The sequence below is a fragment of the Acetivibrio mesophilus genome (assembly GCF_004102745.1).
In the GTDB taxonomy this organism is placed as follows: domain Bacteria; phylum Bacillota; class Clostridia; order Acetivibrionales; family Acetivibrionaceae; genus Hungateiclostridium; species Hungateiclostridium mesophilum.
The window spans coordinates 1-24,934 of sequence record NZ_RLII01000007.1 but is presented as its reverse complement, the minus strand read 5'-3'; the positions used below and the strand labels follow the sequence as shown (position 1 = coordinate 24,934).

General features: G+C 38.3%; 19 protein-coding genes and 3 tRNA genes. 8 read left to right on the top strand and 14 right to left on the bottom strand.

The window, feature by feature from the left end:
- Positions 1–18: 18 nt before the first annotated feature.
- The 3 genes from rpmE to EFD62_RS07615 form a co-directional block, all read right to left on the bottom strand.
- On the bottom strand, positions 19–222 hold the full coding sequence (gene rpmE, locus EFD62_RS07625; RefSeq protein WP_069195261.1) for a 50S ribosomal protein L31: 204 nt from the start codon (positions 220–222) through the stop codon (positions 19–21).
- Positions 223–357: 135 nt separating this feature from the next.
- Complete coding sequence (gene rho, locus EFD62_RS07620; protein WP_128705931.1) at positions 358–2,319, bottom strand: transcription termination factor Rho; 1,962 nt, start codon at positions 2,317–2,319, stop codon at positions 358–360.
- 404 nt (positions 2,320–2,723) lie between these two features.
- Positions 2,724–3,392 (bottom strand): hypothetical protein, encoded by a 669-nt coding sequence (locus EFD62_RS07615; RefSeq protein ID WP_069195263.1) that lies wholly within the window; start codon positions 3,390–3,392, stop codon positions 2,724–2,726.
- A gap of 305 nt (positions 3,393–3,697) precedes the next feature.
- On the opposite strand from EFD62_RS07615, the gene EFD62_RS07610 reads away from it, so the two are divergent.
- The 3 genes from EFD62_RS07610 to EFD62_RS07600 all read left to right on the top strand — a co-directional run bounded on the left by EFD62_RS07610 (position 3,698) and on the right by EFD62_RS07600 (position 5,505).
- Positions 3,698–4,576: a CPBP family intramembrane glutamic endopeptidase gene (locus EFD62_RS07610; RefSeq protein WP_069195264.1), complete on the top strand. Its 879-nt coding sequence runs from the start codon at positions 3,698–3,700 to the stop codon at positions 4,574–4,576.
- 132 nt (positions 4,577–4,708) lie between these two features.
- Positions 4,709–4,924: a hypothetical protein gene (locus tag EFD62_RS07605; RefSeq protein ID WP_069195265.1), complete on the top strand. Its 216-nt coding sequence runs from the start codon at positions 4,709–4,711 to the stop codon at positions 4,922–4,924.
- 119 nt (positions 4,925–5,043) lie between these two features.
- Positions 5,044–5,505: a carboxypeptidase-like regulatory domain-containing protein gene (locus tag EFD62_RS07600; protein WP_128705930.1), complete on the top strand. Its 462-nt coding sequence runs from the start codon at positions 5,044–5,046 to the stop codon at positions 5,503–5,505.
- 187 nt (positions 5,506–5,692) lie between these two features.
- On the opposite strand, the gene EFD62_RS07595 is transcribed toward EFD62_RS07600, so the two are convergent.
- The 5 genes from EFD62_RS07595 to EFD62_RS07575 all read right to left on the bottom strand — a co-directional run bounded on the left by EFD62_RS07595 (position 5,693) and on the right by EFD62_RS07575 (position 10,617).
- Positions 5,693–5,768: transfer RNA gene (locus tag EFD62_RS07595), tRNA-Thr, on the bottom strand.
- Positions 5,769–5,951: 183 nt separating this feature from the next.
- The gene (locus EFD62_RS07590) at positions 5,952–8,741 is read right to left on the bottom strand and encodes a pectate lyase family protein (RefSeq protein WP_069195267.1); all 2,790 of its coding nucleotides are present in this window, start codon (positions 8,739–8,741) and stop codon (positions 5,952–5,954) included.
- A 532-nt stretch (positions 8,742–9,273) separates the two neighbouring features.
- Positions 9,274–9,349, bottom strand: a tRNA-Val gene (locus EFD62_RS07585).
- Positions 9,350–9,421: 72 nt separating this feature from the next.
- A complete protein-coding gene (locus EFD62_RS07580) occupies positions 9,422–10,348 on the bottom strand; it encodes a DUF2935 domain-containing protein (RefSeq protein WP_069195268.1) in 927 nt (308 codons plus the stop codon).
- A 193-nt stretch (positions 10,349–10,541) separates the two neighbouring features.
- Positions 10,542–10,617: transfer RNA gene (locus EFD62_RS07575), tRNA-Pro, on the bottom strand.
- A gap of 314 nt (positions 10,618–10,931) precedes the next feature.
- Here EFD62_RS07575 and EFD62_RS07570 point away from each other — a divergent pair.
- A complete protein-coding gene (locus tag EFD62_RS07570) occupies positions 10,932–11,588 on the top strand; it encodes a tRNA 2-thiocytidine biosynthesis TtcA family protein (RefSeq protein ID WP_083225202.1) in 657 nt (218 codons plus the stop codon).
- 41 nt (positions 11,589–11,629) lie between these two features.
- On the top strand, positions 11,630–14,419 hold the full coding sequence (locus EFD62_RS07565; RefSeq protein ID WP_128705929.1) for a phosphodiester glycosidase family protein: 2,790 nt from the start codon (positions 11,630–11,632) through the stop codon (positions 14,417–14,419).
- Positions 14,420–14,589: 170 nt separating this feature from the next.
- On the opposite strand, the gene galU is transcribed toward EFD62_RS07565, so the two are convergent.
- Entirely contained in the window at positions 14,590–15,459 is an 870-nt protein-coding gene (gene galU / locus EFD62_RS07560) for a UTP--glucose-1-phosphate uridylyltransferase GalU (protein ID WP_069195271.1), read from the bottom strand.
- Between the two features lie 220 nt (positions 15,460–15,679).
- On the opposite strand from galU, the gene EFD62_RS07555 reads away from it, so the two are divergent.
- Positions 15,680–16,510, top strand: coding sequence for a YihY/virulence factor BrkB family protein (locus tag EFD62_RS07555; RefSeq protein WP_069195272.1), 831 nt, complete (start codon positions 15,680–15,682; stop codon positions 16,508–16,510).
- A 62-nt stretch (positions 16,511–16,572) separates the two neighbouring features.
- On the opposite strand, the gene rpsR is transcribed toward EFD62_RS07555, so the two are convergent.
- The 3 genes from rpsR to rpsF form a co-directional block, all read right to left on the bottom strand.
- Positions 16,573–16,857 (bottom strand): 30S ribosomal protein S18, encoded by a 285-nt coding sequence (gene rpsR / locus EFD62_RS07550; RefSeq protein WP_069195273.1) that lies wholly within the window; start codon positions 16,855–16,857, stop codon positions 16,573–16,575.
- A 65-nt stretch (positions 16,858–16,922) separates the two neighbouring features.
- Complete coding sequence (locus EFD62_RS07545; RefSeq protein WP_128705928.1) at positions 16,923–17,339, bottom strand: single-stranded DNA-binding protein; 417 nt, start codon at positions 17,337–17,339, stop codon at positions 16,923–16,925.
- A 9-nt stretch (positions 17,340–17,348) separates the two neighbouring features.
- Positions 17,349–17,636: a 30S ribosomal protein S6 gene (rpsF, locus tag EFD62_RS07540; RefSeq protein WP_069195275.1), complete on the bottom strand. Its 288-nt coding sequence runs from the start codon at positions 17,634–17,636 to the stop codon at positions 17,349–17,351.
- 606 nt (positions 17,637–18,242) lie between these two features.
- On the opposite strand from rpsF, the gene EFD62_RS07535 reads away from it, so the two are divergent.
- Positions 18,243–19,484 (top strand): sensor domain-containing diguanylate cyclase, encoded by a 1,242-nt coding sequence (locus EFD62_RS07535; protein WP_407921087.1) that lies wholly within the window; start codon positions 18,243–18,245, stop codon positions 19,482–19,484.
- On the opposite strand, the gene nagA is transcribed toward EFD62_RS07535, so the two are convergent.
- Positions 19,456–20,631 (bottom strand): N-acetylglucosamine-6-phosphate deacetylase, encoded by a 1,176-nt coding sequence (gene nagA, locus EFD62_RS07530; RefSeq protein ID WP_069195276.1) that lies wholly within the window; start codon positions 20,629–20,631, stop codon positions 19,456–19,458. The genes EFD62_RS07535 and nagA overlap by 29 nt on opposite strands.
- Positions 20,632–20,934: 303 nt before the next feature.
- On the opposite strand from nagA, the gene glgB reads away from it, so the two are divergent.
- Positions 20,935–23,154: a 1,4-alpha-glucan branching protein GlgB gene (gene glgB, locus EFD62_RS07525; RefSeq protein WP_128705956.1), complete on the top strand. Its 2,220-nt coding sequence runs from the start codon at positions 20,935–20,937 to the stop codon at positions 23,152–23,154.
- A 116-nt stretch (positions 23,155–23,270) separates the two neighbouring features.
- Here glgB and EFD62_RS07520 read toward each other — a convergent pair whose 3' ends face one another.
- The gene (locus tag EFD62_RS07520; protein WP_128705927.1) at positions 23,271–24,749 is read right to left on the bottom strand and encodes a tetratricopeptide repeat protein; all 1,479 of its coding nucleotides are present in this window, start codon (positions 24,747–24,749) and stop codon (positions 23,271–23,273) included.
- Between the last annotated feature and the right edge of the window lie 185 nt (positions 24,750–24,934).

Here is a 24,934-nt window from a genome sequence, read left to right as displayed (position 1 = left end):
ATAAAATGAAAACAACTATTAATCAGTAATACCGAATCTCTTCTTAAACTTATCAACACGTCCACCAGTATCTACAAGCTTCTGCTTTCCTGTAAAGAAAGGATGGCAGCTTGAACAAATTTCAACGTTAAGCTTTTGCTTTGTAGATCCTGTCTCATAAGTTGCTCCACAAGCACATTTAATAACTGTCTGTTCGTATTTAGGATGAATACCTTCTTTCAACTTTTTCACCTTCTTTCATAAGCCTTTTGCGAAAATGCATTTCCGACGCATTTCCATAACTTATTTTCATTTCTTAGCCGAAATAATTCAAAACGCAAAACTTATTCTAACACAAATATGGGTGATACGCAAGAATTATTTTTCAACAAATGCAACATTTATACTATTTACAAATTCAACATTATTCTTGGTCTGCATCAACCGGTTTGTAATCATTTCCGTAACCTCGGCAGTTCCCATATTGCTCATTGCCTTTCTGATAGCCCATATTCCTTCAAGCTCCTTCTGATCAAGAAGCAACTCTTCTCTTCTGGTTCCGGATTTGTTTACATCTATTGCAGGGAATATTCTCTTTTCGGAAAGCCTTCTGTCGAGATGAAGCTCCATATTTCCCGTTCCTTTGAATTCTTCGAATATAACATCATCCATTCTACTTCCCGTTTCAATCAAAGCTGTTGCCATAATTGTAAGGCTTCCGCCATTCTCAATATTCCTTGCTGCACCGAAAAACCTTTTCGGCTTGTGAAGCGCACCGGGATCGAGACCTCCCGAAAGGGTTCTTCCTGTCGGAGGAATTGTAAGATTGTATGCCCTTGCAAGCCTTGTGATACTGTCTAACAGTATTACAACATCTTTCTTCTGCTCAACCAGTCTTTGAGCCCTTTCAAGTACCATTTCAGCAACCTTTATGTGATGCTCCGGCACTTCATCGAAAGTAGAATATATAACCTCACCGTTAATGGAACGCTGCATATCTGTTACTTCTTCAGGTCTTTCGTCTATAAGAAGCACAATCAACTCCATTTCAGGATAGTTGGTGGTAATAGCATTTGCAACTTTCTTTAAAAGTATAGTTTTACCGGCTTTAGGAGGTGAAACAATCATACCGCGCTGTCCTTTTCCAATGGGCGCTATTAAATCAATCAACCTCGTTGACAATTCTCTTGGAGTGGTCTCAAGAGTAATCCTCTTGTCCGGATATATTGGAGTCAAATATTCAAAGGGCACCCTCTTTGTTGCAACTTCCGGAGGATCTCCATTAACTGTTTGAACATACAACAAAGCCTGGAACTTCTCTCCCTCTTTGGGAATACGTCCTTTTCCTTTTATTTTATCTCCTGTTTTTAAGTTGAAACGTCTGATTTGGGATGGTGATACATACACGTCTTTTGGACCAGACAGGTAATTGTCACTCCGTAAAAATCCATAGCCGTCAGGCAATACTTCCAGTACTCCTTCTACGGGATCATCGCTCTCAATTTTTTCGAACCCGTTCGGCAGTTTATCATTCTCTTTCTTTTGATCAGGCTGTTTGCGTTCAGGTCTTATTTTTTCAGCCTCAGGCACTGCTTCAAATTCGGGCTTGGCCGGCACCAAGTTTTGAGTGGCAATATAGGTTTCACTCTGCTTTTGTGCACCGTTGTTCGCAAGATTATCATTATTTTCTTCTTTTTGCTTAGGCTTCAAAACTTCATTGGTATCTACCTTTGAAGAATCAACATCTTTAACATTTCCCTGACCATTCGGATTAATTCCATCTGCTTTGACCTCAGATTTCGGCTCAGCTTTTTGCTCAGGTTTTGCCTCAGATTTCACCTCAGGTTTTGCTTCGGGTTTTGCTTCGGGTTTTGCTTCGGGTTTTGCTTCGGGTTTTGCTTCAGATTTTACCTCTGCTTCTTTTGGCTCGGATTTTGATTTAATCTTAGGTTCAGGTTCGGGTTTATCTTGCTCAACTTTTACCGGTTCCGACTCAACATTCGCGTCTTCTTGTGCAACCTTGTTTAATTTCGGTCTCCCTCTTTTAGACTTTCTCAAAACCACAGGAGGTCCATCGGCCTCAGTAGCTTCTCCATCCTTGGAAATCCGGTCATCACTCTTAACATCCTTTTGCTCATCCTTATTATTAGCCGGACTTTCTTTTTCATCTTTTTTATAAATTTGTTCCTGGAGATTATCTAGATTATTATTTTTGCCCACTTCATAAATTTTTTCGATAAGTTCACTTTTTTTATATGTGGTAACTTTCTTTATCCCCATCATTTTCGCAATGTACCTTAAATCCTCAAGTGTTTTATCTTTGAGCTTTATATCCTCCATATTACACCACCTTGTTTATACATAATATATATTTCCAATTTAATAGGGAGTTCATACAATTAGATAATGTAAGTAAAACCTTTATAACCAGAAAGGTTCATACTTTGAGGAGAATCATAGAGTATCATTATAAGCAATAGATATTATATCAACGCTAACCTTTTTTGTCAATTGTAAATTTACTAAACTACCAAAAATTCACAACTTTGCATATCATCAACAAGGCACTGTATTATGTTTGTAAAAAGCAACCTGAAATTATGCAAAATAGATGTGATTACAATAATAAATCTTATACTTCTTACTATGACAATTCCCCAAAATCATCTTATTAAAAACATGATAAACCATTTCTATCTAACTGTCCACCCTAAATCAACTCAATAATTACAAGAATTTTTTAATTACTTTCCATCTCTCTTTTTCATAAGTGGTTCCATAGCCTTGATATCTAAAGGCTGTCCCTCGTCCAAAAGAAGAATCTGCTTTGTCTGCAAATTATTCTTAAGGTGTTCGTTTGATGAAGCATAAATTATTTTATTGGCAGGACACTTTTTGCACCTTAAATAAATTTTATCAGAAAGTAATAATAATTCAATATCATTATTGCCACATTCGCAAAATAAATTTCCTTTTTCAGCGATATCATGAATAATATTCAGTGAGTCAAACATAACCTGGGTGTTTACAAAATAATTATCGTAGCCCAGCATATTAATCAATTCGTCAAATTCCTTTTCAAGGCTGTCTATTTGCTTCCTCACGTCCTCGTCACTGCCTATGAAACACTGCTGCATACCTGTTTTAGGACAATTTAATACACTCATTTCGCAGGCCATAAGCTCCCTCCTGCTAAAAAGGTAAATATGATCGGTTCCGCAACCTATACATGGTATCACAATCCTGTAGTCCGTTGGGCCCTCTTTGGCTATAACCAGTGATGAGCCATTGCATCGGCAAGTAAAGCAACTCTCTTTTTTATTTGACATTTCAAAAAGTGATACATTAGTAAATTGAAATGCTCCACAGGATGAACACTTATACGCAATGGTTGTACTGGTATCAATTATCATTTTACCCACCTCTATATTATATAATTCGTTGAGGACAAAGAAAATCCTCTTTTTCCTGCTTTCTTTTTACGATCCCCCCAGTCCTATTTTTTCAGTAGCAACAAGCAGCCAAATTAACAAATATATGAAATAATAACCATATTACTGCGCAATTAAACATCAATACTCTAATTTCCCGAAAATCATCTATATATTTTGCAATAAATACTTTATATTGATTTTGAATATTACAAAATATATAGAATAATTATGTACTTTTTACTATAATAATAATAAAAATCAATTAACAGCAAAGGATGTGTATAATGAACTCTTTACCTTCTGTCTTATTAAAATATTTAAAAGCCTTATTAAAGCCTTTGGCTTTCATAATACTGTACCTATCCATATACTTTGCAGCACAAATCGCCGTTACCGGCGTCTATTCCATTGCAATCATAGCCTACTTGGTAATTACCGGCCAGTCGCTAGATTGGCATGCTACATATGACATCATACTTGTGAATACCACAACCGCAGTACTTATATCAATATTGCTGACACTTCCTATATACTTTATTATTCCAAAAATTCGAAAGCAAAATGTTTTCGAAGTATTGAGGTTTAGGAAAACCGGGATTTCGAACTTGGGGCTTAGTTTGATACTGGGAGCATCTCTAAACGTATTTATATCCTATGCCCTCGTTTATCTTGAGAGTATAGCCCCCCTGGAGAATATATCAAAAGAGTACGAGCAAATAATGGAAAGGGTAATGGATGGAAATTCTATTATTGTTTTTATAACTGTAGGTGTCATGGCTCCAATAATTGAAGAAATTATCTTCCGAGGCCTTGTTCTTAATGAATTGAAGAAAGCCCTACCCATCTACCCGGCAATTACCCTTCAGGCTTTGATCTTCGGAATTTATCATTTGAATCTTATCCAAGGGTTATACGCTGCTTTATTGGGAATTGTCCTTGGCATTGTGACTGAAAAGACAAGGTCAATATGGGCGCCAATATTGATTCACATATCTTTTAACAGCCTAAGTACTCTCATAAACAAAGTACCGATTAATATCCCTGAAGGACATCTTTTGTCCAACCAATATTTTCTGTTCTTATCAAGCATAGTGTTTGCCGCACTATCCTTTGTATTGATATTGCAGCTTTCCAAAAGACGCTCCAATATTATTTCAGAGTAATTTAAATTATTTTTAGTTCCTGTCAAATCCCCCTCTAACTTTTTATTGTAAACCATCACCTTTTACCCAACATAACATATTATATATTGTAAACCAAAATCAATTCATAAAATATTAAGGGGGTTTTTTGTTATGCTCGATATCAATTACAACGAATTAAAGAACCAGCTTAAAGCTGAACTTAAAGCCGAACTGGAAGCGGAACAGGATATCGAATTAAGCGAAAGAGAATTCCACAAACAAGTCAACAAACAGATCAACTATAACGTTTTAACCCAAACTCAGTCTCAGGGTCAAGAAGCTGAAAACGAGGCTGAAAACGAAGCTGAGGCAAAAAACAAAGATTAACACCGGAAAAAATAGAAAAGATTTAATTAAGCAATTATTTAGGTGGGGTAATTCCCCACTTTACATAATTTCGTAATTGGCCGTAAAATACCATTTCTTAAGTTGACGGAGGTGTCAATATGGAGATTAAGGATAAATTACTCACAGAAAAGGAAAACATAGAGAAGAGCGCAGCAAGATTCGTGAAAGCTCTGGAGAAAGATAGCATTCAGTACAATTCCCAGGATCTTGATCAGGAACAAAAGGTGGATGTTAATCCTGTTCAGTTGAATACTCAGAATGTTCATGTTCATGTCAACTCTGACAACAGCTGTACATCAGGAAAAATCGCCGGTACTGCTTGTCTGAAAAAGAATAATGAAATAGCAAGGAATGCCATTATATTTCTGTATTTTGGGCGTGAATGCGGCTCTCCAGTATGCAGAACAAATTCTGATTCCAATGGAAACTACGTTTTCGATGAATTACCTCCAGGCTTCTACGTCATATGTGCGCAACTTGGGGATAAGCTGAAATATGAGTCGCATTATATAAAGGTTCTACCCGGTCAGAATGTAAATCACCCAATCCTCCTAAAGTAGTACCTTGGCAATGCTATTAAATATCAGCCATATACCCTCTGGAGGCATCAAGCTGTATTGCTTTTGCCTCTTTCGTTTCATATAAAATAAAAGCTCGGGACATCGAGTTCCTTCACTTTGGCCTCTTTCATTTCATTCCAAGAGGCAAATTAAAAACCCTCACAGTTCTTATAACTGTAAGGGTCTTTGGAGCTGGTGGACGGAATCGAACCCCCGACCTGCTGATTACAAGTCAGCTGCTCTACCTGCTGAGCTACACCAGCATGTAATTACCATAGGCAGATAATTCTCTCAACTGCTTAAATATAATAACATGACCCCCAAGTTAATGTCAACCCCTTTTTTGCAAAAAATATTAGCAATATATATCATACTTTGCTGTTTTTTCGCAAAAAGAGGTGCCTCTTCATTTAAGGCACCTCTTTTAATATCAAACTACAAATATCTTATTTAAATATTGCATTGGTAAGTCTATCAAACAGTTTTTCTCCATTACCGGAGCCAGTGCAGTTTTCCAAAACAATCTTCCCCGGGTTGCCGTTTCCGGTGTATCCATGCTTTTTATTGTTATTAGCTACGCAATTTTTAAGTACATGAGGAACTGAGGCAGTGTCATCTCCAAGTTTGTATCCGTTACCGTCCCCACCTGTATCTTTTCCATTCAAATCATAGCCATTTCCTATAGCCTCACAGTTTTCCAAAGTTACAACTCCTATAGCTCCTGTTTCTTTTTTAGTATACAAATCCCAGCCATCATCACAGTTGTAAAGAGCTTTACAATTTCTAAATACATTGCCTTCTCCACAGGTAAGTTTTGCCGCAAAACCATCAGCATCCTCACGGCCGGAATCCATGTTCATGGTTGAAACGCAGTCTAATACAAGATTATTGCTAGGCCATTTGTCCTTTGTACTATAGGAAGTGTTATACCTTGACAGTTGGAGTCCGGAGTCATGGTTCTCAGTAAATTTACATTTTTCAATAATATTGTAGTGTCCTGAAAGCAGCATTCCATTGTCTCCTGCCCCTTTTATAGTTATCCCTTTAACATGCCAGTATTTAGCATCAAGTACAATACCCCTGTTGGCTGAGTTTTCGGCCATTGCTGAAAAATCAATAACTACCTCTCCATCTCCATAGGCAGCTAATGTCTTCATAGCCCCCGACAAACCATCATTTCCTTCTTTGATAACTATGGTTTTTGAAAATTTGTATGTTCCGGCTTTTAAGTAAATTGTCTTCCCTGGCTGAATCGAATCAATAGCTTCCGGCAAAGTCATTGACCCGTTAGGCGAAAGGATAATATCCCCCTCTATAGGTGTGCTTGACTGTGTTGGTGTTGGTGTCTGTGTAGGCTTCTGCGTCGGTACAGGTGTCTGCGATGGCGCCGGTGTGTATACGGAACCTCCCCCTATAACAATTACTTTATCAATTTGCGGACCACCATCACTTGAACGTGTTTTGATTCTAATAACATTATCCGAACCGCTGTTCATTTTTGCATTCAAGCTTAGAGTATCCCATGTATTCCATGAACCTGTGCTTGGAAATTCTTTATTGCTTTCAATGGTATCCCCATTTACTTTGATTTCCATCGGCAGGCTTTTTCCTGAACCGTTTGAATATACAAAATTAATTGTTACTTCACCGCTTGCAGGAGAACCAACTTTTTTCATTTCGATATACGCATCTTTTGTTTGATCGAATACAACATAATTGGATTGCACTTTTGCACTTTTTAAGTTGTTGCTGTCAGCTTCTGCCTCGTGTACTATACCTACAGGGTTGATTGGCGTTGAGCTTGGCTGGGGGCTAGATGGTGTTGGTGTTGCCGTCGGTGTCTGTCCTCCCACTGGCAGTTTGTCGATCATTTTCAATATAAATCTATGTAGTATAGTACTATCGGTTGAATTTACTTTACCGTCAAGATTCAAGTCTGCAGCTTTAAGTCGGTCTCCTGTAAGCTCAACAATTTTAAGAAGGTGTCTTTTCATTAAAGTAGCGTCAGTTGAATTTATATTTCCATCTCCATTTAAATCACCATATACCACACCCGGCTGTTGAGTGGTTTGAGGTGTCGTTGCCGTTGGCTTCGGCGTCGGTGTAGCTGTTGGTTGCGTTGTTGGTTGTGTTGATGGCGTTGGAATGGTACTACCTTGAACACCGGCATACTTCAATACTGTTTCTTTAACCTGGCTGGCAGGCTGCAATACATGGGAATAATTATACGGCGGATTAAAGCTGCATGTTGAAGTAGTAGGCTGATTTCCCACACAATCAACAAATATATTATCTTTTACATCCCAGTATCCAACATTGCTGCTATAATATGCTCCAATCGGTCCTTCTGCAAATCCTGTTTTGCTATCTACTGCTCCACATCCTACGTTTTCAAATACGTTTCCTTCAATTCTTAATTTTGCGCCTACCCTTGAGTTTATACCGCTGCCGGAAACATTTACGTAGTAGTTGTTGAACATATGTCCTGTACCGCCTCTATAACTTGGCGTACGGGATTTAAGGTTTGAATAAATATTATGATGGAAAGTGATCTTTCTATCATAGTCATCGCTGTCAGACGAGCCAACAAGGCTTGTTTTATAAGAGTCATGGAAATATGTCCATGATACCGTTATATATTCACTGGACTTTTTAACATCCAAAAGTCCGTCATACCAGTCAACATCTCCACCTGCAGTATCTCCATCATTCGGAGTAACTACTCCGTCACCGTTACAATCGCCAATCATGTTGTACAACTCACAATGGTCAACCCAAACATTCTGCGAGTTTTCAATACCGATAGCATCCATAGGCGCTCTGGTATGGTGAATTTTCATATTCTGAATAATGATATTTTTTGATTTAACTACGTTGATTCCCGCACCCTCTAATTCGCCTTTGCCGCCAACACCAAGGAATGTGATGTTGCTAACTTCTTTACAGGCAATAACTTCGGACCCGGTTAATTTTCTGTCAAACTTGATTATGAGCGGTGATGTATCCTTACTCTTTTTCCTTGCGCTTAAAAGTTCATTAACCTGTGACACACTCGTAGCAGTTACTTCCTTACCTCCCGTGCCACCTGTAGTACCACCGTTTAATGTTGCAAATCCAACCAGCTCAAAACTTGGAGCTGCCTCAACAGAAACAGATGTTGATGTTACAACAAGCATGCTCATGAGCATTGCCCACACCAACAAGAACGACATTTTTGCTGAAACTCTCTTTAGCATAAAATACCCTCCCAATAAATATTATTTAAAATAAATTTTGTAATTACGCATAGTAAAAAAATATGTCGCTATTTTACAAAACTATATTAAACTTAATGTATAAAAAATGTATTTTATAAATTCATATTAAGAAGAGGAATAGCAATAGGTATACAAAATGAACTACTAGGTAGAAATGCTCCATCATTTCATCAAAAAACTCTAGCAAAAACGAGTCGTTTTGATGAAGAAATCTTAATTAGTTGATTTATCTTTAAATAAAGAACTTTTTGAATAGTTTAGTTCTTATTCCTCCTATAAATATACAAAAACATCTAAACCTTAATCTTAGTACATCTGGATAAGATTTCCGTATACTTTTATACTAATATTTTATAATAACTTGAAAATTATTTATACATGACATTTTTGCTGTTTTGTTCTTTTTTTTTACGGTGAAAAAAGTAAAAATAAAAAACCCTACAATCCACAATAGATTACAGAGTCTTCATCTTCAAATAATATAAGACTGTGATGTTTTTATTATAGAATATGGTGGGCACTATAGGGCTCGAACCTATGACCCCCTGCTTGTAAGGCAGATGCTCTCCCAGCTGAGCTAAGCGCCCATATAGTTTATCTTTCGTGCAAAAAATATTATACCACACTAATATAAAAAGTCAATAAAATTTATAAGGTAATTATTTCATTTTTTCAAACGCTCTTAACAATCTATAGTAATGATTCGCCTCTCTGAAAGTATGGTCTGCAACAATGGGCAATACCAAGGCCTGTATTTTAGACTTTAGCAGTTCTTCGGTCCATTTCCCCATAAAATCCTTTGTTTCCCTCAGCAAATCGAGACTTCTTTTGGCAAATTCATCTTCGAATATCTCTTGCGCCTCATCACTTTTTGCTCTTTGAGCATTTATCCGAAACTCCCTTGCCAGAGTGTCACAAGTTTCTAGCATTTCACATCCTATAGGGTCAAGACTTCCCCTGACATATTCCATATGCTCGTACATTATATCATTCCAGAATCTTTCCTGTTCCAATATACCACAGTATTCATTCGGATTCTCATATTTTTGAAGCATCTGCAAAATCCCTATATACTGCTTTGCTTCTTCTATCATATGAATCAAGAGGGATGGATACATCGAAAGATAAACTCTAGAGGCCAGAACATCTATAAGAAGCTTTTTCTTATAGTTTACAAGTGCGGCTGTAAGTATTATTGCATTTTGATTTATTACATAAACCTTTTCTTCAATCTTCGGCAAGAAAGTCATTTTAATATTACGGGTGAATGCAATTTCCCTTTGCGTAATTTCAGTGTTTACAGGTATACCGGTAAAAAAACTGCTTGAAAGCTCCGCATTAAGTGTGTGGGGTGTTACGATTTCATCCGCTGCCCCGGCATCGGGTCCTATTGCTCCTGCAGATACCGCAAGAGCCTCAGCCAACAGTCTGTCAAATTTAAGCATAAAAAATCTGGCTTTCTCCTTATTGTTCTTATACTTTGCAGTTAGTGCAGTTTCAATAAAAAAGGAGTGTTCCTTCATAATTCGTGCAAAAAACAAATGTGCTTCTAAAGAAAGTCTGGCGTACTCTGGCTTTGACAGCATGCGTTATTCCTCCCTCAAAGCAAATCAACATTATGCCAATCACAAATATACTATTCATAATTTACATAAGTTGTTACAAAGAGAGCTGACACAAATTCACCGACAGAACAAAATAGATACGTGGATAAGAAAAGTGCAAAAACAAAAGAGCTATACAGTTCTTAACTCTGTACAGCTCTTTCCGCTAATTTTTTGGTCGGGGTGAGAGGACTTGAACCCCCGGCCCCATGGTCCCAAACCACGTGCGCTACCAACTGCGCTACACCCCGATATTTTTTAACGGCAAAAATTATTCTACTACATAGACCTCACTAATTCAATCTCCCTTTCGCCCGATTTTCGCAAATTATTACTATATTTCTTTGTTTTACTTTCAAAATTGAGTTTTTTCGCACACCTATACACAAACCCCTTACCCCAGTATTTGTAACACAATGTTAACTTGATACCAGTAATCACATGACTTATAATTAACCTGAGGAATTATATTTGTTTATGTAAACTAGACTTCTGAAGCAGAAACGAGGTGTTCACTATAAAAAGGTTACTAGGTCAGATACGACGGGCCATACAGGACTACGATATGATTCAGGAGGGTGATAGAATCGCAGTGGGAGTGTCCGGTGGGAAAGACAGTCTTGCACTTCTTGTTGCCCTGAGGCAGATTAAAAATTTCTTACCGGTAAAGTTCGAGCTTGAAGCTGTGACCCTTACAATGGGAATTGGGGAGTTTGACCTTTCGCCCGTTAAGGAACTGTGTAAAAAAATTGATGTGAATTATACCATTGAAGAAACGCTTATAGGCAAAATTGTATTCGAAGAACGTCAAGAGAAAAATCCTTGCTCTCTTTGCGCCAATCTCAGACGAGGTGCTTTGCATAATACTGCCAAAAGACTTGGCTGCAACAAAGTTGCCCTTGCTCATCACATGGATGATGTCATTGAGACTTTTCTCCTCAGCACCTTTTACGAAGGCAGAATTCATACCTTTTCACCGGTAACTTACCTTGACAGGAAAGGCCTCTACCTTATAAGGCCACTGATATATACTGAGGAGAAGCTTGTAAAAGAGTTTATTAAGGGGAATAATATAACAACGGTACATAACCCCTGCCCTGCCAACGGCTATACCAAAAGGCAGTATATAAAGGATCTTTTATGGGATTTGAAAAAGGATAACCGGGAAATAAAAAGCAATATTTTTGGAGCTATCAAGCGTTCGGGAATAGATAATTGGTAAAACTTTACACATAACTAAAAACTATAATAGGAGGAAACACTATGAAGTACATAAGAAAAAGTATATCTATTATTGCGATTTTGTCTCTTATTTTTGCGCTTTCTTTTGCCAATGCTAATGCCGCTACTATTTATGAGTCAAAAACAAAGGAGACTGTTACATCCGGCGTGACCTTAGAGACCATCACAAGGTTTACCGATGATGGATGGCAAAAGATCAACGTATTAAGGGTTAACCTTGATAATCCGAATGTCAAGGTAGACACTCTAATCAACTCGGAATCTGTAAAAAACCTTACCAATGTAAAGAATTTAGCCCAGTCTTCCGGTGCCGTAGCGGCTATAAATGCCGGCTTTTTCAACTGGCTAAAAGGAGAATCGGGGAAGGGTTATCCCGATGGACCTGTAATACAGTCGGGAGAATTTCTGTCTGTGGATTCCGAATATAATAGGTACAGCGATTCCATGGCGACTTTGGCTATCGATAAAGAAAACAATGTGTATTATGATTTCTGGAAGACAGATATAAATATATATGCTCCAGATGGAAGCACCGCCAAAGTCACCCAGTACAATAAGCCCAGCTCCTTTCAATATAACGATATAACCATATGGAGCAGTGCATGGGAGAAATATTCTCTTGGTGTATCCCAGGATTATCCTGACTTAGTGGAGGTAGTGGTTGTTGATGATGCTGTCGTGGAAATCCGTCAGAATCTCCCTGCAATTGAAATTCCTCAGAATGGTTATGTAATTATATCTAGAGGTGCAAACGCCCAATATCTTCTCGAGCACTTTAAGGAAGGAGATCCTGTGGAACTCTCATTTTCTACAGTTCTGGATTGGGAAAATATCGAAATGGCTGTAACAGGCAGTGCCATTCTTGTCAAAGACGGACAAATACCCGAAAAATTCTCCTACGAGATATCCGGAGTTCATCCCCGTACTGCTGCCGGAAGCTCAAAGTCCGGCAAGGAACTGCTGCTTGTAACCGTCGATGGCCGTCAGGCAGCAAGCAAGGGTATGACCCAGCGGGAGCTGGCAAATTTAATGCTGAGTCTAGGAGCTTATAACGCCATAAACCTTGATGGCGGCGGTTCGACCTCAATGGTTTCAAGAATTCCTGCAACCAACAACCTTAAGGTTGTAAATACTCCGTCCGATGGGGCGTTAAGAAGTATTTCCACTGCTATAGGCGTATTTTCCGTTGCTCCTCCCTCATCCCTTGAAGGTATGATAATCGAATCTGTGCCCAATGTATTTGTAAATACCTCAATTCAATTATCCGTTAAGGGCTATGATAAATATTTCAATCCTATATCAGTTGATCAGAGCAGTATCCAGTGGAGTGTCTCCGGCATTAAAGGAAGCTTTGAAGGAAATGCCTTCCGTCCCGAATCCACCGGTGTAGGTACAATAACAGCATCGGTAAACGGTATAAAGGCCAGCACAACCATAAGGGCTCTGGAAGCGCCAAACAAACTTATTTTAAGTGATAAAAAGCTCTACCTTGTGAAGGGAAATTCTCATTCTCTTACCGTCAAGGGAGTTGACAATAACGGCTACTCTTCATATATAAACCCTGCTGACATTAAGTGGACAGTTAGCAGTGACATAGTGAGCATTGAGAAAAATACAGTTACTGCTCTCAAATCCGGTACGGGATATATAGAAGTCTCTTTAGGCGATGCCCGTGCCTACTGCGCTATATCTGTTGCGTCGGAATCTGTGCACCCTCTAGATAACTTCGAGGTGCAAAACGGCTCATTCCAGACTGTGCCTGCGGATTTGCCGGGTTCGTATGAGATTTCTGCAGAAGAAAAAAAATCCGGCAACTACTCCGGAAAACTCAGTTATGACTTTTCATATCTCGAGGGAACCAGGGCAGCATACTTGGTATTTTCCAACGGGGGAATTAACCTCGACATCAACGCTACCGAAATCAGTATGTTGGTCAATAATCCCTCCGAAAGCCCCAACTGGCTTAGGGCAGAAGTAGTTGATGCCAGCGGTCAAAAGCATCTTATTGATTTTACCAGGGATATGAGCTGGACCGGATGGAAACGGGTATTTGCTTCACTGCAAGGCATTAAGTCCCCGTCCAAATTAACAAAGGTGTATGTTGTACAGGTTAACCCAGTGCCCAGCTCAGGTTCTATTTACATCGATGAACTCAGCCTGACCAAGGCAACATTCCCTGAAATTAAGGATGACACTATTCCAGAGGATGTTGTTCTTTCCGACAAAGACAACAGAGAGGTTGCTTTAAATAATGATTCGATCAAAATCTCTGTATTTTCCGGAAAAAGCAATCCCGAAAATATGCTGCAAAAGCTTTTAAACACAAGATTCTATGATAAGGTTAAGGCTGATAATTACACAAAAAGCATCCAAAACATTGCAGATATAAAGACCAATACCCATATAGATGTTGCCAGTAATCGACTGATTGTGCTGAACACTACGGAAAAAAGCATAAGAACAAGCTCTGCCGGTCAATGGCAGTGGTTCCTTGATAAGCTTAATTCCCATACCGGAGATAATATCTTCATATTTATGAAGAACTCTCCCGATACCTTCAGTGACTCTCTAGAAGCCAAATTGTTCAAGGATATCCTGGTGGAACACAAAGAAAAAACCGGAAAGAATATTTGGGTCTTCTATAATGAAAGCTACGAAACATGTTATTCCGACAATGGAATTAAATATTTTGGTACTACCGGACTAAATATTAGCGGGCTCACCCCTGATAATGCTGAGAATGTGAAATACATCGAGGTAACAGTAAACGGAAAAGAAGTTAGCTACCAATACAAATCACCACTTAAATAACTAGCTTTTGCCCCTTTCCTTCGACTACAAGAGGCTAAATAAATTATTGCCGATTTAATTTACGGTCTACAAACCCCAATTAAATCGGCAATAGTATTTATTGGCACTATATTTCACATATTCGGTATTCGATATTACTTCGTCTTGATTCTAATGCAAAAATCTTAATTCTACAGTCCGCTTATTATATCCTTTAAATATGCTCCAAACTCTTCTTTAAGATCATCCCTATCCAAAGCAAACTCCACTGTTGCCTGTAAAAATCCGAGTTTGTTTCCCACATCGTAACGCTTTCCAACAAAATCATAAGCATACATTGCTTCCTGTCTCATAAGGTCTCTTAATGCATCTGTAAGCTGAATTTCTCCTCCCTTGCCGGGCTTGGCATTTTCAAGATGCTCAAAAATCTGAGGAGTAATAATATATCTGCCCAAGATGGCTATATTGGACGGTGCTGCGGATTTGTCGGGCTTCTCCACAAGATCCTTTACTTTATATACCCTGTTATCCACAACCTTTCCGCCTACTATACCATACTTTGATACTTGGTCCTCCGCAACCTGTTGTACTCCCAATACCGTCGTCTTGTACTCGTCATAAACATCCATCAATTGTTTGATGCACGGCACCTCTGAATCCACAATGTCATCACCTAGTAATACTGCAAAAGGCTCGTCGCCTATAAAGGACTTTGCGCAATATATGGCATGCCCCAAGCCTTTAGCTTCTTTTTGACGAATATAATGGATGTTTGCCAAGTTTGATATATCCTGAACCAACTTAAGTAGATCCTGGTCGCCCTTCTTTTCAAGCTCCTGCTCCAGCTCATATGACTTGTCAAAGTGGTCCTCAATTGCTCTTTTGCTTCTTCCCGAAATAATTATAATATCTTCGATACCTGACATTATAGCTTCTTCAACAATATATTGAATTGTTGGCTTGTCAACAATAGGAAGCATCTCTTTAGGCTGAGCCTTTGTAGCAGGTAAAAATCTGGTACCCAAACCTGCTGCTGGTATAATCGCTTTTCTGACTCTCAAAATAGTTTCACCCCTCTTCATAGTTAGGAAAGTTCATCGTCTAATTTCTATTTTATCAGACAAAGACGTTATTTCCAATATGTATTAATAGTATTTTTATCCTTATGTACATTTTTGTTATACTCTGGTAATATACTATAAGCTATGGGCTTCCTGTTCTAGTGTCTGTAGTTTACCCTATTACTCCACTAATAACTTTAAATTAAAGGGGATGAATTCTGTGGTTATTAAAGCAAATTTTAAATTATATAAAACCGCCAAAGATATATACATAAGGTCAAAGGATGATGATGTACCTGCACTGGCAGCACAGTTGACTTATTATTTTATTCTCGCACTTTTCCCTTTTTTAATTTTTTTAATTACACTTTTAAGCTATACACCTATAACCGGGGAAAAAGCAATGAATACTTTTTCTCAGATTCTGCCTCCTCTTGCTTTTAATACGATACTTGATGTTGTGAATGATGTAACGGCTTCACCTAGGGAGACTTTTTTGTCCTTTGGTATGATAGCTGCATTATGGGCCTCTTCCAATGGTATGAAAGCTGTTATAAGAGGACTAAACAAGGCCTATGACCAGAAAGAATCCCGTCCCTTCTGGAAGGTAAGAATAGTATCCCTAATTGCAATAATTATTCTTGCCTTTACTATTATATTTTCATTGGCACTTATGTTATTTGGAGAAACTGCAGAGAGAAAACTATTTTATTATTTTGGATTCTCGAGCCTCTTTAGAGTGGCTTTTACGATCACTAGATTTCTTATACCTATAATTCTAATGCTTACCGTGTTTACCCTTCTTTATATGCTGACACCCAATCGACGGCTTTCTCTAAGGGAGGTTTTACCAGGCTCTATATTCGCCGCCACAAGCTGGATATTGGTATCCTCACTATTTTCACTATATATAAATAACTTCGCTGACTTTTCAAAAATGTATGGCAGTATCGGCGGGATAATAGCACTTCTTGTCTGGCTGTACTGGATAAGCATAATAATACTGCTTGGAGGAGAATTAAACGCATCCCTTGCTCTAAAAAAGGAGTGAGATGAAAGATGCTAAAAAACAGCCCGCAAACATATGCAGGCTGCTTTTATCTCTTTGTTATATCAGTCTGATGTATAAGGTAGCAATGCAATATGCCTTGCTCTCTTAACGGCAATTGTCATCTCGCGTTGATGTTTTGCACAGTTTCCGGATATTCTTCTTGGTAATATTTTACCTCTTTCGGAAATGTACTTCTTTAACTTTGCTATATCCTTATAATCTATGTCAGTTACTTTATCAACACAAAAAGCACAGATCTTCTTTTTTGTTCTTCTTATTTTCATAGGGCCTTTAGCATCGGCTCTGTCAAAATCTTTGTTATTCTTGTCCTTCTTAGGAGCTGCCATAACTCAGTAACGCCTCCTTTCTCAATCTAATAATTTATTAATATTTTGTAGTTTCCTACGCCATCCTAGAATGGAAGTTCATCATCATCATCCACCGGATAAAATCCATCCGCCGGCTGTGAAGTTTCTGCTGCAGGTCTTATATCTCCCATTCCTTGACTCTTTTTACTCTCGGCAAAATGCAACTCTTCCGCAACCACCTCGGTTACGTAATGTTTCTTTCCTTCGTTGTCATCCCACGTACGAGTCTGCAGTCTTCCAATGACTACTACTTTGAGACCTTTTGTAAAATACTTCGAGCAAAACTCTGCACTTTTATCCCACGCTACAACGGGGAAAAAATCTGCCTGTTTTTCCTCTCCCTGTCGGGCAAAACGCCGGTCTACAGCTATTGTAAAGCTTGCTACCGCGGTATTGTTGACATTTGTGTATCTTAGCTCAGGGTCCTTTGTAAGTCTTCCCATTAAAATAACCTTATTCATAATTTCACCTTAATTATCCTTTTTAATAATAATATCTTTGATGATGCCATCGGTTATTTTGTAAATTCTTTCGAGCTCACGGGGAAAACTTGATTCAGCAGTAAAGTTTGCCAAAACATAATAGCCCTCATTAAAGTCATTAATAGGATAAGCAAGCTTCCTCTTGCCCCATTCATCTATATTCTCCAATTGAGCTGAAGATTCAATGGTGCCTTTAATTTTTTCAATTAAGGATTTTGTGTCTTCTTCACTAAATTCAGGACTAATAATAAAGATAGTTTCGTATTTATTTGTCATTCGACTTCACCTCCTCCCGGACTAAACGGCCCTGTTTCACGAGAACAGAGCAAGGATTTTACAGACGTTAATTTTATCACATTTTTTTAATATGTACAACTATTTTTATTAAATTATTGTTAAACTTTTTATTAAATTATTGTTAAATTATTAAAATCTCATTTACTTATAACAAAAGATTTATTATAATTGAAACAATCTCTCGATAAAAATTTATCTTTTTGCTTAATTATTTTATGTATAATTATTTTATTAATAGTTGCCACATTCAATAGATTTCGAGAGTATTTTTTGCTTTTACATATTATTTATTTTCAAAAATAATGATGTGAGGCAGAAACTGAATGTGTAAAAACTGTTCCCAAAACACTAGTTATATGGTATTATATTATTATATGCAAGTATAAAATTATTAATTGAGTGAGGAAGCGAGGTATCGTACTGCTTTTTTGCGAACTGGTGTTTGCAGCAATTATGATTTATCAACAGTTTTTATTCGACATTTCACCAACACAATAAATACGGCTCCAAATTGATTGGACTTGTTTGAAACCTGGAAACCTATGAACCAATATGAATTGTTATACATCCTTTAGGAAGGGTGAGATGAACGTGTCAAAAAAAACTTCAAATAAAAAGAAACCTGGTTTTTTTACTTTACTGTTGCTTTCTCTAGTTGCTGGTGCAGGCTTAACTTTGCCTACTCATATGTTGTTCTCCAATTATGCTGACAACCCTTTGAGCAAAGTTCCTTTAATTATGTTTACTTCAATACACAGCGGAGTTTTGTATGTGATAATATTTCAAGTCTCCAGTATATTGATAAGGAACTATTCCATGGAGCACGCAAATGAAAAAGAGCTTAAGAACTTTAAGGATTTCACGGATATAATTCACAGATCTGCCTCAGAAATTGAGGCATATCAAACTTTGTACGACTTTATACAAAGAATGCGCATTAGCAATCATATAACTCTATTCTACCGTAGGGAAGTATCTGCAAATGAAGTGGTCTGGGAGAGGCTTACAAAAGAAAGATTGCCCCTTTGCACTATGGAGCCAAGGAACTGTCCTGTAGTGAAGTATGGCCGGGAATGCCTGGTAAAAAATATAGCTACGGATATACCATGTGCCAGCCAGCTTCCGGAGCATAAATCGGGAAGCTACATTTGTCTGCCGATAACCGAAGGAGATATTACATTAGGAATTCTGCAGCTTTATTCAAAGTCAAAAAACTATTTTGTAGAACCGCTAATATCAAAAGTTAAATCTTATATAGAAGTTGCCAAGCCGGTTATCAGCAGCAAGAGAGTTTTACGACAGCTTAATAAGAATGCCTCCACTGACAAGCTTACAAAGCTTTATAACAGAAGGTTCCTGGAATACTATCTCGATAATCAGATTGAGATTACCAGTTTCTCAAATCAGAAATTAAGCGTTATTATGATGGATATTGACAACTTCAAACGAATAAACGATACCTATGGACATACTGCCGGTGATGCCGTGCTGGTTGTATTCTCACAGGTTATTTTAAGGTGTTTAAGACAGACCGACCTTGTTGCTCGTTATGGAGGAGAGGAATTCATGGCAATACTTCCGTCCTCCGATACAAAAAACGCCTATGATATAGCTGAACGTATCAGGGAATCGATAGCTTCAGAGCCCATGCCTAAAATAAATAATGTTCAATTGCCAAATATAAGTTGCAGCTTTGGAGTATCAACTTTTCCCACATATGCGGATAACAAAAACGACCTGATAAAAACAGCTGATATAGCCCTGTACAAAGCAAAGCAGGCAGGCAAAAACCGAGTTATTACCTACTCAGCCGGTATGGAAATGTAGGATAGACCGTTACGCCTTCGATTATTGTTCTGCAGACATTCAATTTTTTGTCTAATATTGCAATGTCTGCATCTTTTCCTTCTGCGAGGCTCCCCTTCCTATCAAAAACATTTATTCGCTTCGCGGGGTTTTCAGAGGCCATTTTGATTGCATCCTCCAAGCGAAATCCCAATTCTTTGACCATATTTCTGATACCGTCTATCATTGTAAGGGTACTTCCGGCCAATACTCCATTATCAAAAACAGCCGCACCGTCCTTGACTGTAATTGATCCCCCTGCAAACTGCAGTTTTCCATCCCCCATCCCAGCCGCTGAAATAGAGTCAGTTATAAGGACCACCCTGTCCGGTGTTTTGCATTTAACAATCATTTGAATTACCGCCCCATGCACATGTATTAGGTCAGGAATTATTTCCACCGTTACACCATCGCTGTCTAATGCAGCCCCTGCAAGTCCCGGTTCCCTATGATGAATCCCTGTCATTGCGTTAAAAAGGTGGGTAACATGCCTAAAGCTGTTTTTAAAGGCATCCTTTGCTCCGTCAAAATCAATACCGGAATGCCCTGCACAAAAGACTATAGTTTCTTTTTCTAGTTCCCGGATTATTTCCTCAATTCCATCCAATTCAGGCGCAACCGTCATAAGCCTTATGTTATTTCCCGATTTTCTAATAAACCCATTGATTATTCCTGCATCTGGCTTTAGAATATGCTCCAATGGATGAGCGCCCCTGTATTTCGGATTTATAAACGGTCCTTCCATGTTGATGCCGGCTATTTTTGCTCCCATCAGCCCTCTTTCCATACTAATGCGGATATTCTCAAGGGCATATTCAATATTATCCCTGGAATCGGTCATAACCGTAGCAAGAAATGATGTAACCCCCTTAGACGCAAGGAATAAAGACAGCTCAGTTAGCTGATCCGGGTCTGCCTTCATGATATCAATGCCAGCAGCTCCATGCATATGTATATCAATGAATCCCGGCACCACATAAAAGCCTTCCGCATCTAAAACCTCACAGTCCTTTTCCAAAACCTCAATTTCCTTACCAATCCTTATGATTTTCCCGCTGTCAATCAGCAAATCCCGTGTCTCAAAACCTTTTTCCCTATCCAATACAAGTCCGTTTTTTATAAGCTTCATGTTTTTTCTCCTTTATCTCTCATCTTTAGTTTATCATACATGGTTTTTGCATATAATAAATTTAAATAATTTAAAGTAAAAAATTACTGTAATATTTTAATTAGTTATGATATTATATTAGCATAATATTTGCGTTTTTTTCCAAGGCGTAAAAACTTGCTTCATCAGTCCTGTTATTTATTCATGTTTCATCCGTATTGTTGAAAACAAAATAAAGTTTTGTTTCCTATTTGTCGATTTTGTTTAATAAGAAAATATTATGTTTATACTAAAATAAATACAAAAAGAAGAGGTATGATAATGATGAACACAACAGCAAATATTGATGAGGTTTTCAAGGTTATCAATGCGGAACATCCTGATCCATTCAGCGTGCTGGGCATGCACAGTCTAGAGTCTGAAAATGCAATGGCCGTAAGGGCATACCTTCCAAATGCGAAAGAAATAACTGTAGTCGAGGTCTCCGGAAAAAATACGTATAAAATGGAGAAAGTCGATGATAGTGGATTTTTTGAGGTTGTAATAAAGGACAGAGGCGAATTTTTCAAATACAACCTTAATGTTTCCGACTACGCGGGCAACAGCTTTACCATTTATGACCCCTACAGCTTCTTGCCTGTACTTTCAGACTTTGACCTTCATTTGTTTAATGAAGGCAACAACCATAAAATCTATGAAAAACTGGGCGCTCACAAAATGACTATTGATGGCATAGAAGGCACATTCTTTGCTGTTTGGGCCCCCTGCGCAAAGCGTGTCAGTGTTGTAGGCAATTTTAATCAGTGGGATGGCCGTCGGCATCAGATGAGAGTAAGAGGAAATTCCGGAGTGTGGGAATTATTCATCCCGGGTATTAGTAGTGGTGAAGTATATAAATATGAGATAAAGACCCCTCATAATGACCTGTATGTCAAGGCAGACCCCTATGCTTTTTATTCGGAACTTCGGCCAAATACGGCTTCTATCGTATATGATATTGATGGATATCAGTGGAATGACGCAGACTGGATGTATGAAAGGGACAACAGCAACTCCTTTGAAAAGCCCATATCTATATATGAAGTACATCTTGGTTCATGGAAAAGGGCTTCAAACGATGAAAACGGCTTTCATACATACAGGGAACTGGCAGATATGCTGGTGGAGTATGTAAAATATATGGGATATACCCATATCGAACTTTTGCCCATCTCCGAGCATCCCTTTGATGGATCATGGGGATATCAGATTACAGGGTATTATGCAGTAACCAGCAGGTATGGAGAGCCAAAAGACTTTATGTATCTCGTGGACAAATGCCACCAAAACGGAATCGGAGTCCTGGTTGATTGGGTGCCGGCCCACTTCCCGAAAGACGGTCACGGATTGGCAAGATTTGATGGCACAGCTTTATATGAGCATTACGACTCAAAGCAGGGTGAGCATCCCGATTGGGGTACCCACATATTCAACTACGGAAGAAATGAAGTAAAAAACTTCCTGATTGCCAATGCCCTGTTCTGGTTTGACAAATACCATATTGACGGACTCAGGGTTGATGCAGTGGCATCCATGCTCTATCTGGATTACGGCAAAAAGGATGGAGAATGGATACCGAATCGCTGGGGCGGAAAGGAAAACGTTGATGCCATTGAATTTATGAAGCAGTTGAATTCAACAGTATACAAATACTTCCCCGGAGTTATGATGACCGCTGAGGAATCTACATCTTGGGCCCTTGTAACCAAACCTCCCTACACAGGTGGTCTTGGATTTTCATACAAATGGAACATGGGCTGGATGAATGACTTTTTGCGCTATATGAGTATGGACTCCGTATATAGAAAGTACCACCAGAACCTTATAACTTTTTCTATGATGTATGCTTTCTCCGAAAACTTTATACTTGTTCTTTCCCATGACGAGGTGGTGCACGGTAAGTGCTCCATGATAGAAAAAATGCCGGGAGATTACTGGCAAAAATTTGCAGGACTAAGAGCAAGTTATGGTTACCTGTACGGACATCCCGGTAAGAAGCTTCTTTTCATGGGAGGAGAATTTGCGCAGTTTATTGAATGGAATTATAAGCAAAGCCTTGACTGGTTCCTGCTGGATTATGATATGCATAAGAAAATGCAAGACTATGTACGGGACCTCAACCACCTTTATAAAAGCGAAAAAGCCCTGTATGAGGTTGACTTCCATTACGAAGGCTTTGAATGGATAGACTGCAATGATACGGAACACAGCGTAATATCCTTTATGAGAAAGGGCAAGGACTGGCATGATTCTCTCATATTTGTGTGCAACTTCACGCCTGTGCCTCATGAAAACTACCGCATTGGTGCACCTTTTGACACTACCTACGATGAGATTTTCAATAGCGACTGGGAAAAATACGGCGGCAGCAACGTTGGAAACTTTAATGAGATTAAGGCTACGCAGGAAGGCATGCACAATAAGCCCTATTCCATCAGCCTTCGTATTCCTCCTCTTGCAACCATCGTGCTGAAACCGCGATTTGATGATAAGAATAAGGCTTAATTCCGGCTAAAGCAAGACTTATATATAATATTCCAATTATAATTGCCACTTTGACTAGGCTGATAAGCCCGGTTAAAGTGGCAATTAAATATCCTGAAGTCCTACGCTATTATGCTTTATACATCTAGAAAGCTGCTCAACACTTGTTCTTTAGCCTTAGCTGCCTGCTCATATAGTGTTGAATACCCCTCCTCGGTATAAACCTTCAAGGCCTCATCAAAACATTCTTGTGCTTTCTTTGCATTTTGCTCCGAGTCTTTCAATCCGGCCAACTCAATATAACAGAGCCCCAACTTATACTGTACTTCAGAGTAACGCAAGTGGAACTTTTCTATCTCTTGTATTTCCAATACTTTTGAATAGGCAGCAACGGCCTTATTAATGTTATCTTCCTTATCTTTTAACCGCGCAAGTCCCCTATAAGTATCCCCCAGACTAGTTTGGATCGATGCATATTCTAGCGGGCATTCTTGCGCTGTACATATCTTTAAAGCCTCCATATTTTTTTCGATGGCTTTTTCAAAATACTCCCTAGATGCTGTTATCTCTGCCATTTTTCTATATGTCTCTGCTTGCCCTACAAGGATTTTTGCGTAGTCATAAAAACTGCAATCAGCGGATATAATTTTCAAAGCTTCTTCAAAGCACTCTAAAGCTTTATTAAAATATTCCTCTCTACCGACTTCCAAAAGCTCTGCGTATGAATTTCCAAGTGCAATCTGAGTGTGGGCATAATCCAAATCATGTTCATCTATTGTATAAACTTCTAGAAGTTCCCGATAAAGCTCTATTGCCTTATTTAAATTTATTTCCTTGTCCTTTATTTCAGACAAAGCATAATAAATATTTCCTTCATAATATTTTCCTGTTTGCTTTTGAGGCTCAAATATCTTTATAGACTCCTGGACAAAATTATTTGCTTGACATAAGTTCTCTTCCGTATTACCAAGCTCAGCCTTAAGTATATGTATCTCTCCCAAGCCTTCTTGTATTGCCGCATACAAAGAGGGAACTTCATCAGAAGTAAGCACCTTTTGAGCTTCTATGTAAGCAGAATATGATTTTGATAAGTTTTTTTCCGGCTCAGTTACCAAAGCCAAAAGATATAATGCATCTCCAAGATAGAGATCTGTTAGTGCGGCATCATACATTTCATTATTCTGCGTAAAAACTCTTAATGCTTCTTCATATAATTTAATTGCTTCAGTTAGATTTTCTTTTCTATTTTTAATTGCGCTGAACCTACAATAGGCTGACCCTAAATCTCTATATGCACTTGCATAGTACAAGGGATATTTTTTAACGGTAAAAACTTTAAGAGCATCTTTGAAGCTATCAATAGATTTTAAAATGTTTTCCTCATAATCTTTTGTCAAGGATAATCTACAATATTGAACTCCGATAGATTGTATGGTATAAGCGTATTCTAATGGTGTTTGTTCAACATTTCTCACCTTTAATGAGCCTTTATAAAACTCTATAGACTTTAGAATATTTACTTCTGCATTTTCATGATATGAAAGATTACCATATGCAAGTCCTAAATTATAATTAGAACGAGCATATCCAATAGGAAGCTTGTCAAAAGTACACATTTCTAATTGGTCTTCAAAGTCTTGTATCGCTTTTTTTATGTACTCAGTATTGTTATTTACTTAAACTTCGCAGATTAATAATCTCTATGCACCTTGAAAATTCAATATTTGGCTTTAAGTAAGTATCATGATTCTTGCTCTTATGCACACAGTAAAAGCCTACCCTTAAGTTCCTTTGGAAGTGC